An 11544-nucleotide genomic window follows, 5' to 3' on the forward strand; every position below is an offset into this window, starting at 1 on the left:
GCGGGGATCGCGCCGGACAAGCTTGGCGCGCCGGTGGCAGTCGACGCCGAGCGGAGCGCCAGCACGAACGAGCCGTACCAGCCGCTCGAGCCGCGCCTCGACCTTGCCTCCGACACTGTGCTGCCGACGCGGCCCGCCCCGGTCGCGGCAATCGCCGATCCGGCCTTCGCGGCAATCGGCGCGGGGCTTTCCGGCATCCTCGCGGAAACGCAGAAGACGACGCTGGCCGGCTTCCGGCTGCTCGATCCAAGAGGCGTGGTCATCGCCGGGCGCGAGGAGATCGGGCAGTCGCTGGCCGATGTCGCGGAGGTGCGCGCAGCACTTGCCGGCCGCTACGCCAGCGCGCTCCGGCTGAGGATCCCCAACCAGCCGGCGCCGCCGCTCTATTCGGTCAGCCGCGGCACCAGGGTGCGGGTCTTCGTCGCCCTGCCGGTCGCGGTCGAAGGCCGGATCGCCGGCGTGGTCTACCTGTCGCGGACGCCGAACAACATCGTCAAGCATCTCTATGGCGAGCGCGGCAAGGTGACGCTCGCGGCGATCGCGATTGTCGGCGGCACGCTGCTGATCGGGCTGGTCTTCCTGCGCACGGTCAGCCGGCCGATCTACGGGCTGATCGAGCGCACCAAGCGCATCGCCGCCGGCGACCGCGAAGCGATGAAACCGCTCGACCATCACGGCACGCGCGAGATGGCCGAGCTGTCCGCCGCCTTCCTCGACATGGCGCAAAAACTGCAGGCGCGGTCCGACAGCATCCAGACTTTCGCCACCTATGTCTCGCACGAGCTCAAATCGCCGCTGACGGCGATCCAGGGCGCGGCGGAACTGCTGCGCGATTCCGGCGAGGCGATGGACGAGGCCGAGCGGAAGCGGTTTTCCAACAATATCGTCACCGACGCCGGGCGGCTCAATCTGCTGGTCCGCCGCCTGCTCGAGCTGGCGCGCGTCGAAAACCTCGCGCCCAGCGGCGAAAGCACGTCGCTCGATGCGGCGCTGGCGCTGCTGCCCGCGGACATCCGGCTGACGGTCCGCGTCGAGGCCGGCGCCGGGACCGGCCTGCGCATCTCGGCCGAGAACGCGGCGATCGTGCTGGCCAATCTGATCGACAATTCGGCGCGGCATGGCGCCAGCCTGGTCTCGATCTCCGCCACGAGCGCGGCGGAACGGGCGACCATCCTGGTCAGCGATGACGGCGCCGGCATTTCGCCGAGCAACCGCGGCAAGGTGTTCGAGCCGTTCTTCACCACGCGGCGCGAGACCGGCGGCACCGGCATGGGCCTCGGCATCGTGCTGGCCCTCCTGAAAGCGCATGATGGCACGATCAGGCTGGTTGACAGCGAGCGCGGCACGCGCTTCGAGATCAGCCTGCCGGTGGCGTGAAGGATGCCACTGGGCGGATCGGAGAAGAAAGTGCGCTACGACATCGTCATCATCGGCGGGGCCATCGTCGGGTCCTCGGTCGCCTACTATCTGCGCGAGGAAGGGTTTTCCGGCTCGATCGCGCTGGTCGAGCGCGACCCGCAATTTTCCCATGCGGCGACGACGCTTTCCATGGCCTCGATCCGCCAGCAATTCTCGATCCCGGAAAACATCCGCCTGTCGCAGTTCACGCTGAAACTGTTCCGGCGGCTGAAGGAGACTTTCGGCGCCGATGCCGATATCGGCTTCCGCGAGGGCGGCTATCTCATCCTCGCCGGCGAGGCCGGGCTGCCGATCCTGAAGGCCAATCATGCGGCGCAGATCGCCGAGGGCGCCGACATTCTGCTGGAGGACGCCGAGCAGCTGACGCGCCGCTTCCCCTGGATGTCGGCCGAAGGCATTTCCGCCGGCGCCTATGGGCGGACCGGCGAGGGCTGGTTCGACGCGCATGCGTTGCTGATGCTGTTCCGCAAGGCGCTGCGCGACAAGAAGATCGATTTCATCACCGCCGATGTCACCGGCATCGCGCGGCAGGGCAATCGCACCACCAGCGTCAGCCTCGACAATGGCGAGACGCTTGCAGCCGGTATCGTCGTCAATGCCGCCGGCCCGAATGCCGGCAAGGTCGCGGCTTTTGCCGGGCTGGAGCTGCCGGTCGAGCCGCGCAAGCGCAACGTCTTCGTCTTCGAGGCGCGCGAGAAATATGCCGACATGCCGCTGCTGGTCGATCCCAGCGGCATCTATGTGCGGCCGGAAGGCTCTGTCTACCTCACCGGCGGCGCCGAACCGGAGGAAGGCGATCATGCTCCCGATCCCGCGGATTTCGACGTCAACTGGCCGCTGTTCGAGGAGGTGATCTGGCCGACGCTGGCGACCCGCATCCCCGCCTTCGAGGCGATCAAGCCGACGCGCGCCTGGGTCGGTCATTACGACTACAACACGCTCGACCAGAACGCGGTGATTGGGCCGCATCCGGAGGTCGAGAACTTCCTCTTCGCCAACGGTTTTTCCGGCCACGGCCTGCAGCAGGCGCCGGCCGTCGGCAAGGCGCTCTCCGAGCTGATCGTGCATGGCGGCTACCGAACGGTGGATTGCTCTGCGTTCGGGTACAGCCGGGTGGCCGAAGGGCGGGCGTTCCGGGAGTTGAATGTGATTTAGTGTTGAAGTTTCTCTTCGACGCTGGCGGGACAGCGCCCCCCTCTGTCCTGCCGGACATCTCCCCCACGAGGGGGGAGATTAGCAGCTTCGCCGAACGTGCCATTCCTGCAACGTTGGTGATTGGCGAAAGCCGGCGCGACATCTGATCTCCCCCCATGTGGGGGAGATGCCCGGTAGGGCAGAGGGGGCGCGAAGGATCGCGACGCTTGCCGGTCTCAAGCAGGACTTCAGGGTCGCCAGCCGGATCAGCCCTTGCGGGAGAACCAGAAGGCGTCCGGCATGCGCGCCATGCCGATGCGCTCGTAGAAGCCGACGGCGTCGGGCATCGAGATCAGGCTGATGGCGACTGCGGGACCGAGCTGGCGGCGCGCCTCGTCCATCAGACCCTTGCCGACGCCGAGCCCTTGCGCGGATCGGGAAACGGCAAGCTCGGAAATGTAGCAGACCCAGGCAAAGTCGGTGACGCCGCGCGCGACGCCGATCAGCGGCTTGCCCTCTGTGTCGAGGCGCGCCGACAGCACCAGGTTGGCGTTGCCGAGCATGGTCGTCAGCCGGGCCTCGTCGTCGACGGGGCGCGTCTCGCCGAGGCCGGATTCCACCAGCACGCGGCGGAACTCGGCGACGCCGACCGCCGGCTCGCTGGCATAGAGGACGCGGGATGGTTCGGTCATGGGCGCCAGACTGCACCAAGGGGCCAGGATTTCGAAGTCTTTTCTGACCGCCGATCCGCGCACGAACAGTTGCCTTTCATTTGCCGCCGGCTTTGTGTAAACCGTGCGCCAGCAAATCCCCCGCAACGAAAAACGGGCAAAAGCCAATGGACAAATTCACCAAGCTGACCGGCGTCGCCGCGCCGATGCCGATCGTCAACATCGACACCGACATGATCATCCCCAAGGATTATCTGAAGACGATCAAGCGCACCGGGCTCGGCACCGGCCTGTTCGCCGAGATGCGCTACAAGGAGGACGGCTCGGAAAACCCCGACTTCGTGCTCAACAAGCCGGCCTATCGCAAGGCGCAGATCCTGGTCGCCGGCGACAATTTCGGCTGCGGCTCGAGCCGCGAGCACGCGCCGTGGGCGCTGCTCGATTTCGGCATTCGCTGCGTCATTTCGACCTCGTTCGCCGACATCTTCTACAACAACTGCTTCAAGAACGGCATCCTGCCGATCACCGTCAGCCCGGAAGACCTGGACAAGCTGATGGACGACGCCTCGCGCGGCTCCAACGCCACGCTGTCGGTCGATCTCGAGGCCAAGGAAATCCGCGGGCCGGATGGCGGCGTGGTCACGTTCGACCTCGACGACTTCAAGCGCCACTGCCTGCTTAATGGGCTGGACGACATCGGCCTGACCATGGAGAAGGCCGGCGCCATCGCCTCGTTCGAGCAGAAGAACGCCGCGCAGCGCCCCTGGGCCTGATCGTCTGTATCTGAATGCTTAAGCCCGGCCACGACAGGCCGGGTTCGTGCTGCGGCTGAACGGAGGGACAGTCATGACACGCTCGCTTCTGGCCGGCGCTTGCGCGCTGGCGGTGATCCTGCTGCCGATGGCGGGCGCGCATGCCCAGACCGACCCGGTGCTGGTGCCGGCCGACGATGCGTCCGGCGGCGCCGCCGACCAGGGCGCGTCGAGCACCACCGATGCGGCGCCGGCCGACGAGGACAAGCAGGCGCCGATCCCCTTCGAGGGAGGCCAGTTCACCATCACCCAGCAGGAGGAGTATGGCGAGAAGGTGCTGGCCTATGACGGCAAGCAGCTCGCCGACAATTACGACGTCTTCTTCGACAAGATTGTCGAGGTCGGCGGCGTCAAGGTCGCACTGTTCGATGTCGGCGATGGCGGCAATCAATGCGGGCCGGCGAGCGTCATCGCCTGGAAGCCGGAAGGCGGCGAGATCCAGACCACCACCGTCGAGCAGGACGAATGCGGCGCGCCGCCGCCCGCGGTTTCCGACAGCGCCATCTACTATGTGCCCTTCCTGCTGCCGGGAGAGACGAGAGCGGCGCTGCAATGGTCGCCGACCGAAGGGCTGACCACCTCCGGCAACCTCACCTACACGCCGGAATCCGGCACCGACTGGAAGGATGTCGACCCGTCGAAATACGACAACATCATCGACGCCTTCCACAACGAGGCCGTCTACAAGGCGGCGCAGGCGGTGCTCGGCGACACCATGCCCGACATGGCGACCAGCCTGCTGGTCGGCGGCGGCACCGAAAAGACCGCATCCGGCGCCTTCTACGCCACCGGCTGCGTGCCACACGATTGCGGCGGCAATGACGGCTTCATGGCGGTCGACCCGGTCAAGCACATGGTCTATTTCGCCCGCCGCGGCGACAATGGCGAGCCCGATGCTCGGCCGCCGCTGAAGGATTGGCCAGCGGATATCAAGAAAGCATATGACGACGCGCAGGGGTCGGCGAATTAGGTTCTTGCCGGGCGGCGCGTGAGCGCCTTCTGCTTCGCCGCGTTCCTTCGCGCCCCCCTCTGTCCTGCCGGACATCTCCCCCACTTGGGGGGAGATTGGCTGTTTCGGCGCCCCGCCCGCCTTGCAACGTTGGTGGTTGGCGAAAGCCAAGGCGACATCTGATCTCCCCCCAAGTGGGGGAGATGGCCGGCAGGCCAGAGGGGGGCGCTGGCCCGCCAGCATCAAAGTTTTGCACCGACAATCGATGCTCCCTGGCTCACGACCGGATCGCCCGTCTGCTTCAGGATAACCGCAACAACTGCGAGGCTCTCCATGCGCACACTCATCTCCACCGGCTCGCCCTTCGAGAAAACCGCCGGCTATTCGCGCGCGGTGGTGCAGGGCGACTGGTGCTTCGTCTCGGGTACCACCGGCTACGACTATGCCACCATGACCATGCCCGACACGGTCGAGGCGCAGACGCGCAATTGCCTCGCCACCATTGCCAAGGCCCTGGCCGACGGCGGCTTCGAGATGGCCGATGTGGTGCGGGCGCATTACTACATCACCGACCAAGCCTATGTTGACGTGGTGTTCCCGATCCTCGGCGAGGCGTTCGGCGAAATCCGGCCGGCGGCGACGATGATCGTCTGCGAGCTCAACAAGCCGGAGATGAAGATCGAGATCGAAGTGACCGCGCTCAGGCGCACGGCCTGATGCAGGTCGCGCCAGACCGGGGCGCCAGCTTGCACAAAGCGAGGATCAGCCGATGGTGAAGGTCAAGCGCATCGTCGCCAACATCGCTACGCAAGACACCGCCGCTGCGCAGCATTTCTATAAGGACGTGCTCGGGCTCGATGTGCTGATGGATCAGGGCTGGATCGTCACCAGCGGCTCGGCCGAGACGATGACGGTGCAGATCAGCTTCATGACTGAAGGCGGCTCCGGCACGCCGGTGCCTGATCTGTCGATCGAGGTCGACGACGTCGACGAGGCGCTTGCGGCCATGCGCAAGGCCGGCTTCGCCATCGAATACGGCCCGGCCGACGAGCCCTGGGGCGTGCGGCGCTTCTTTGTGCGCGACCCGTTCGGCCGGCTGGTGAATGTCCTTTCGCACCGGTAGGCGCGCCGCTATTCCAGCTTGGGTTTCTCGCCCCACACAGTGGGCTATGGCATGCACGCATTTCCAAGCGGCTGGTTTTTGCGATAGCGTGCATGGCAGCTTGGCGCATGGATTATCTAATGTAGCGCTGGTCGACCCCCACTCCGTCTCGGCTTCGCCGAGCCACCTCTCCCTCGATCGACGGGGTAGAGGAAAGACGCCAAGCCTTTTGCCGTCAACGCTCGTCCAGCAATGCTCCCTTCCTTTCCCTCCGGAGGGGGGAAAGGTGGCGCTGCGAAGCAGCGACGGGGGAACCACGAGGCAATCAAGGCTCGGCCGATCAGTCACGCCACTCACAGAAGATGCGTGCATTCCCTAGACGTGGGGAGAGGTGGCTCGGCGAAGCCGAGACGGAGCGGGGGCAGCACCCTACGAAGACCCCCTCTCCGACCGCTTCTCGGCCACCTCTCCCCCGCCTCTGGCGGGGGCGAGGAACCCAGTTCCTGCAGGGCCGGCAGGTGCAAGGGGCGTCGCGGCCTTCTGCATCCCCTTGCGTACGGACCACTTGGCGTTTAGCAAGGCCGCGGTTTCTCCAAACACTATCGGGACGGTTCTCCATGGCTTCGAAAAATCTCCTCCTGCTCGCCGGCGACGGCATCGGCCCCGAGGCCATGGCCGAGGTGAAGAAGCTGATCGCGGCCATGAACGAAAAACTCGGCAGCGGCTTCGTCACCGATGAGGGGCTGGTCGGCGGCTGCGCCTACGACGCGCATGGCGCGGCGATCTCGGATGCCGACATGGCAAAGGCGATGGCGGCGGATGCCGTGCTGTTCGGAGCCGTCGGCGGGCCGAAGTGGGACAAGGTGCCTTACGAAGTGCGCCCCGAGGCCGGGCTCTTGCGCCTGCGCAAGGACATGGAGCTGTTCGCCAATCTGCGTCCGGCGATCTGCTACCCGGCGCTCGCCGCGTCCTCCTCGCTGAAGCAGGAGGTGGTCGAGGGCCTCGACATCCTGATCGTGCGCGAGCTGACTGGCGGCGTCTATTTCGGCGAGCCGAAGCAGATCATCGATCTCGGCAACGGCCAGAAGCGCGGCATCGACACGCAAGTCTACGACACGTTCGAGATCGAGCGCATCTCCGGCGTCGCCTTCGAGCTGGCCCGCACGCGCAAGAACCACGTCACGTCGATGGAAAAGCGCAACGTGATGAAATCCGGCGTGCTGTGGAACGAGGTGGTCAGCCAGACGCACGCGGCGAAATATTCGGACGTCAAGCTCGACCATATGCTGGCCGACGCCGGCGGCATGCAGCTGGTGCGCTGGCCGAAGCAGTTCGACGTCATCGTCACCGACAATCTGTTCGGCGACATGCTGTCCGACATCGCCGCCATGCTTACCGGTTCGATCGGCATGCTGCCGTCGGCCTCGCTCGGCGCGCCTGACGTCAAGACCAAGAAGCGCAAGGCGCTCTACGAGCCGGTGCACGGCTCGGCGCCCGACATCGCCGGCAAGGGCATCGCCAACCCGATCGCCATGATCGCCTCCTTCGCCATGTGCCTGCGCTATTCCTTCGGCATGGTGGCCGAAGCCGACAAGCTCGAAGCGGCGATTGCCGCCGTGCTCGACGACGGCCTGCGCACCAAGGACGTCATGTCCGAAGGCATGACCGAGGTCGGCACCGTGCAGATGGGCGACGCCATCATCGCCAAGTTCCTGGGCTGATCCCATGGCGGTCGACGTCCGCTGGGCGACGACCGAAGACGCGGCGGCGCTCGCCACCATTCTTTGCGAGATGGCGGCGCATTACCGACAGGCGCCGCTCGATCACGACCGGGCGCTGGCTGTGGCGCGGCAGTGGCTCACCGATGAAAGCCCGGCCTACCCGCATTTCGCGCTGGCTTTCGCCGGCGGCGAGGTTGCCGGCCTGGCTTCGGTGGCGATCGCCCATCCTGGCATCGATCTCGAACGGCTGATGTTCCTGAAGGATCTTTTCGTGCGCGAAGGCGCCCGCAACCAGGGCGCCGGCCGCACGCTGGTCGCTTTTCTCGCCGGTCATTGCCTGAGCCACGGCATCGGCCGCATCGACCTGACCACCGAGGACTGGAACGACGGCGCGCGGCGCTTCTACACGCAGCTCGGTGCCGAGCGCCACGGCCAGAAGATTTTTCTTCGGTTGTCGGGCGAGGCGCTGAAGACGGCCGCTAAATCCTGACGCCCTGCGGCACCGGGCCCCACTGGTTCTCGCGGGTTTGCGTCGGGATCAGCGCGAAGACCAGCGTCGCGAGGCCGCCAATCGTCGGGATGAAGCAGAGGATGGCAAGCCAGCCGGTCAGGCCGATGTCGTGCAGGCGGCGCACGATCAGGCCGATCCAGGGCGGGATCGACGCCAGGATGAACAGACCGCAAAGGCCGACCGTCATCGCCGGCATTTCCTGGCCGGGCTCGAGATCGCCGATCGCCGCGTCGGCGGCGAGGCCGATGGCGACGACCGCGATGACGCTGATGGTCCAGAACAGGCAGAAAGCCCAGAATTCCTTGCGGCGGGCGCGGTCGGCGAAGTTGAAATAGTTTTGCGTCACCGCCCGCCAGAAATAGTCCCACAGACCGGTGGACTGAGCTGGGCCTGCGTCGGCCGCGCGGCCGAAATGCTGTGCGGCGGCCGGCCTAAGCGCGGCTTGCTGCGGCGGCGCGGCGGCCGGGGCGGTGGCGCCTGGGGAGGCCGAGGCCTGTGGACGGACCGAGTAGACGTTGCGCGCCTGGCCGCGATCCGGCTGGAACTCGACCGCAGCGCCCTTGGCCAGCGAGGTCTCGCGGCGCATGTCCTCGCGCGCGAAGCTGTAGCGGTTGCCGTCGGCTCCGGTGAGGAAACCAAAACCCTGGTCCTCGTCATAGTGCAGAATTTCGCCGCGCATGGCCTTGCCCCCAAAGTTGCGCCTTGCCCAGACTGTTCAAAGTCGACGCGGATCGCAAGAGGCATGCCGGACATGGTGAGCAATCGTTTCAGGTCTGCCTCCCGTTCCTTTGCCTATCCGAGGTGGGCGCCGCCCCTCACCTGCCTGCCGGCATCCTCTCCCCGTATAGTGACGGGGAGAGGGGCGCTGCCATCGCCGATTTCGCCAATCGCCATCGCAGGATGGGTGCCAAGATCGCGGCCAGCCTCTTCTCCCCGTCACTATACGGGGAGAAGTGCCCGGCAGGGCGATGAGGGGCGGCGGCGCCTTCGGCAATTGGTGCGATTGCATCAACGAATCGCTGGATGGGCCCACGGACCGCTGAATCCGATGAGACGCTCAGCCCGGCCGGTTCTTCGGCTTCTTGTGCTTTGCCGGCCCGTCGGACCTTGGTTTGTCGAATTTCGGCTTGCCGGGCTTTTTCGCCCAGGGCTTGGTCTCCGTCGCGCCGGTGCGTTCGGGCTGCCCGCGCTTTTCGAATTTCGGCTTGTGAGCACCTTGGGGCGCGTTCGCCTCGAAGGGCCGCTTGCCACGATGCGGCTTCTTGTCGGGCTTCGGTAGCTGGTAGCCGGCCCGCGACAGGTCGGGCGTGCCGTCTAGCCGCTTGACCGCAATGTTGTTCTGCAATTTGCGGTCGGGGCCAATTGCCGCCAGGAAGCGGTCGGCCCAGTCGGCGGCGATCTGCACGAAGGTCTCTTCCGGTTGCATCTTGATGGCGCCGATCTCGCGCTTCGAGATATTGCCGGTGCGGCACAGCATCGGGATCAGCCAGCGCGGCTCGGCATTCTGCCGGCGGCCGACCGACAGCGAGAACCAGACGCTGTCACCGAAGCCGTCGCGGCGGCTGGGCTGCTCGTCGCGCCGCGCCGGCCTGTCGCCCGACGGCGTGAAGGGCGCGACGTCGAGCAGGTCTTCCGGCGCCGAGCGGCTGCCGCGGCAGAGCCGCACGAAGGCGGCGGCGACCAGTTCGGCGCCGTGGCGCTCGAGCAGGGTTTCGACGAAACCGCGTTCGTCGTCGCTCACCGGCTCTCCGAAGGCCGGGTCGGCGAGGATGCGCTCGTCGTCGCGGCGCAGCACCTCGTCGGCCGAGGGCGGGCTCGCCCAGGTCGCGGTCAGGCCGGCATTGTTGAGCAGGCGCTCGGTGCGCCTGCGGGCGTTGTTCGGCACGATCAGCGCGCTGACGCCTTTCCGCCCGGCCCGTCCGGTGCGGCCGCTGCGGTGCAGCAGCGTTTCGGGATTGGTCGGCAGGTCGGCATGGATGACCAGGTCGAGATTAGGCAGATCGATGCCGCGCGCCGCCACGTCGGTGGCGATGCAGACTTTTGCGCGGCCGTCGCGCATCGCCTGCAGCGCATGGCTGCGCTCGTTCTGGCTGAGCTCGCCGGACAGCGCCACGACGGCGAAATTGCGGTTGTTGAAGCGCGCGGTGAGGTGGTTGACGGCGGCGCGGGTGTTGCAGAACACCATGGCGTTGGTCGCCTCGTAATAGCGCAGCACGTTGATGATGGCGTTCTCGCGGTCGGCGGGTGCCACGGAGAGCGCCCGGTATTCGATGTCGAGATGCTGCTTTGCCTCGCCGCCGGCGGAAATGCGCACGGCATCGCGCTGGTAGCTCTTCGCCAGCGTCGCGATCGAGCGCGGAACGGTGGCGGAAAACATCAGCGTGCGGCGCTCGGCGGGCGCCGCGTCGAGGATGAATTCGAGGTCCTCGCGAAAACCGAGATCGAGCATCTCGTCGGCCTCGTCCAGCACCACGGCCCTGAGCGCCGACATGTCGAGCGCGCCGCGGGTGATGTGGTCGCGCAGCCGGCCCGGCGTGCCGACGACGATGTCGGCGCCGCGCTCCAGCGCCCGCCGCTCGCTGCGCATGTCCATGCCGCCGACGCAGGAGGCTATCTGCGCCGCGGTCAGCTCATAGAGCCATTCGAGCTCGCGCCGCACCTGCAGCGCCAGCTCGCGCGTCGGTGCCACCACCAGGCCGAGCGGCGCGCCGGCATCGGTGAAGCGCTCCGCGCCGCCAAGCAGGGTCGGCGCCAAGGCAAGGCCGAAGGCGACCGTCTTGCCGGAGCCGGTCTGGGCCGAGACCAGCGCGTCGGCCGCGCCGAGCTCGGTCGCCAGCACCGCCTGCTGCACCGGCGTCAGCGCGGTATAGCCGCGTTTCTCCAGCGCCTCTGCAAGCGCAGGCACGATCGTTTCGAAACTGGACATTTTTCTCTTTCGGAATTCGGGGTTCTGGCTCGTCATGGAGCACAAGGCCGGCATGCGCCGGGCAAACGGTATTTGGGCGTTCCTACTTCTTGCGGCCGCCATTGTACAGGGCAGTGCGCAGCGCGGCGATTGGCGAAACCGGCCATGACAGCGCCCCTCTCCCCGTCACTATACGGGGAGAGCGACTGTCTTGGCTGTCAAGCTGTTTGCCATGGTTTTTGGTCGCGGATGATGGCGTTGAGAATGGTCAGCAGCTTTCGCATGACGGCCACGACGGCGACGATCTTCGGCTTGCCGAC

At 66.6% G+C, this 11544-nt stretch carries 11 protein-coding genes and 1 pseudogene; 8 read left to right on the forward strand and 4 right to left on the reverse strand.

Translation table 11 applies throughout. From position 1 onward, the window contains the following. The coding region (locus tag EN738_RS21690) for an ATP-binding protein (RefSeq protein WP_127285504.1) at window positions 1-1377 on the forward strand (1377 nt) is incomplete at its 5' end. 30 nt (window positions 1378-1407) lie between these two features. Further along, window positions 1408-2574 carry an FAD-binding oxidoreductase gene (locus tag EN738_RS21695; protein ID WP_127285513.1) on the forward strand — a complete coding sequence of 389 codons (1167 nt, stop codon included), beginning with the start codon at window positions 1408-1410 and terminating at the stop codon, window positions 2572-2574. Window positions 2575-2819: 245 nt separating this feature from the next. On the opposite strand, the gene EN738_RS21705 is transcribed toward EN738_RS21695, so the two are convergent. After that, window positions 2820-3245: a GNAT family N-acetyltransferase gene (locus EN738_RS21705; protein WP_127285505.1), complete on the reverse strand. Its 426-nt coding sequence runs from the start codon at window positions 3243-3245 to the stop codon at window positions 2820-2822. Between the two features lie 146 nt (window positions 3246-3391). Between EN738_RS21705 and leuD the strand changes: the two genes are divergently transcribed. The 6 genes from leuD (at window position 3392) to EN738_RS21740 (ending at window position 8298) form a co-directional block, all read left to right on the forward strand. Next, window positions 3392-3997 (forward strand): 3-isopropylmalate dehydratase small subunit, encoded by a 606-nt coding sequence (gene leuD / locus EN738_RS21710; RefSeq protein WP_127285506.1) that lies wholly within the window; start codon window positions 3392-3394, stop codon window positions 3995-3997. Window positions 3998-4070: 73 nt separating this feature from the next. Next, entirely contained in the window at window positions 4071-5006 is a 936-nt protein-coding gene (locus tag EN738_RS21715; protein WP_127285507.1) for a hypothetical protein, read from the forward strand. A 312-nt stretch (window positions 5007-5318) separates the two neighbouring features. Beyond that, window positions 5319-5702 carry a RidA family protein gene (locus EN738_RS21725; RefSeq protein WP_127285508.1) on the forward strand — a complete coding sequence of 128 codons (384 nt, stop codon included), beginning with the start codon at window positions 5319-5321 and terminating at the stop codon, window positions 5700-5702. 55 nt (window positions 5703-5757) lie between these two features. After that, complete coding sequence (locus tag EN738_RS21730) at window positions 5758-6108, forward strand: VOC family protein (RefSeq protein ID WP_127285514.1); 351 nt, start codon at window positions 5758-5760, stop codon at window positions 6106-6108. Between the two features lie 596 nt (window positions 6109-6704). Further along, complete coding sequence (leuB, locus tag EN738_RS21735; protein ID WP_127285509.1) at window positions 6705-7808, forward strand: 3-isopropylmalate dehydrogenase; 1104 nt, start codon at window positions 6705-6707, stop codon at window positions 7806-7808. A 4-nt stretch (window positions 7809-7812) separates the two neighbouring features. Next, on the forward strand, window positions 7813-8298 hold the full coding sequence (locus tag EN738_RS21740) for a GNAT family N-acetyltransferase (protein WP_127285510.1): 486 nt from the start codon (window positions 7813-7815) through the stop codon (window positions 8296-8298). Here the strand turns inward: EN738_RS21740 and EN738_RS21745 are convergent. From EN738_RS21745 to EN738_RS21760, 3 genes and pseudogenes are all read right to left on the reverse strand, one after another. Next, window positions 8288-8998: a DUF805 domain-containing protein gene (locus EN738_RS21745; RefSeq protein WP_127285511.1), complete on the reverse strand. Its 711-nt coding sequence runs from the start codon at window positions 8996-8998 to the stop codon at window positions 8288-8290. The genes EN738_RS21740 and EN738_RS21745 overlap by 11 nt on opposite strands. A 378-nt stretch (window positions 8999-9376) precedes the next feature. After that, the gene (locus EN738_RS21755; protein WP_127285512.1) at window positions 9377-11245 is read right to left on the reverse strand and encodes a DEAD/DEAH box helicase; all 1869 of its coding nucleotides are present in this window, start codon (window positions 11243-11245) and stop codon (window positions 9377-9379) included. A gap of 197 nt (window positions 11246-11442) precedes the next feature. After that, a pseudogene (locus EN738_RS21760) lies at window positions 11443-11544 on the reverse strand (IS110 family transposase); the annotation flags it as partial.

Source organism: Mesorhizobium sp. M4B.F.Ca.ET.017.02.2.1, assembly GCF_003998955.1.
Classification (GTDB): domain Bacteria; phylum Pseudomonadota; class Alphaproteobacteria; order Rhizobiales; family Rhizobiaceae; genus Mesorhizobium; species Mesorhizobium abyssinicae.

Bases quoted from the DNA above. Each gene is read 5' to 3' on its own strand.
- EN738_RS21715 (WP_127285507.1), top strand. From the start codon at position 4,071: ATGACACGCTCGCTTCTGGCCGGCGCTTGCGCGCTGGCGGTGATCCTG.
- EN738_RS21705 (WP_127285505.1), bottom strand. From the start codon at position 3,245: ATGACCGAACCATCCCGCGTCCTCTATGCCAGCGAGCCGGCGGTCGGC.
- leuD (WP_127285506.1), top strand. From the start codon at position 3,392: ATGGACAAATTCACCAAGCTGACCGGCGTCGCCGCGCCGATGCCGATC.
- leuB (WP_127285509.1), top strand. From the start codon at position 6,705: ATGGCTTCGAAAAATCTCCTCCTGCTCGCCGGCGACGGCATCGGCCCC.
- EN738_RS21725 (WP_127285508.1), top strand. From the start codon at position 5,319: ATGCGCACACTCATCTCCACCGGCTCGCCCTTCGAGAAAACCGCCGGC.
- EN738_RS21755 (WP_127285512.1), bottom strand. From the start codon at position 11,245: ATGTCCAGTTTCGAAACGATCGTGCCTGCGCTTGCAGAGGCGCTGGAG.
- EN738_RS21745 (WP_127285511.1), bottom strand. From the start codon at position 8,998: ATGCGCGGCGAAATTCTGCACTATGACGAGGACCAGGGTTTTGGTTTC.
- EN738_RS21740 (WP_127285510.1), top strand. From the start codon at position 7,813: ATGGCGGTCGACGTCCGCTGGGCGACGACCGAAGACGCGGCGGCGCTC.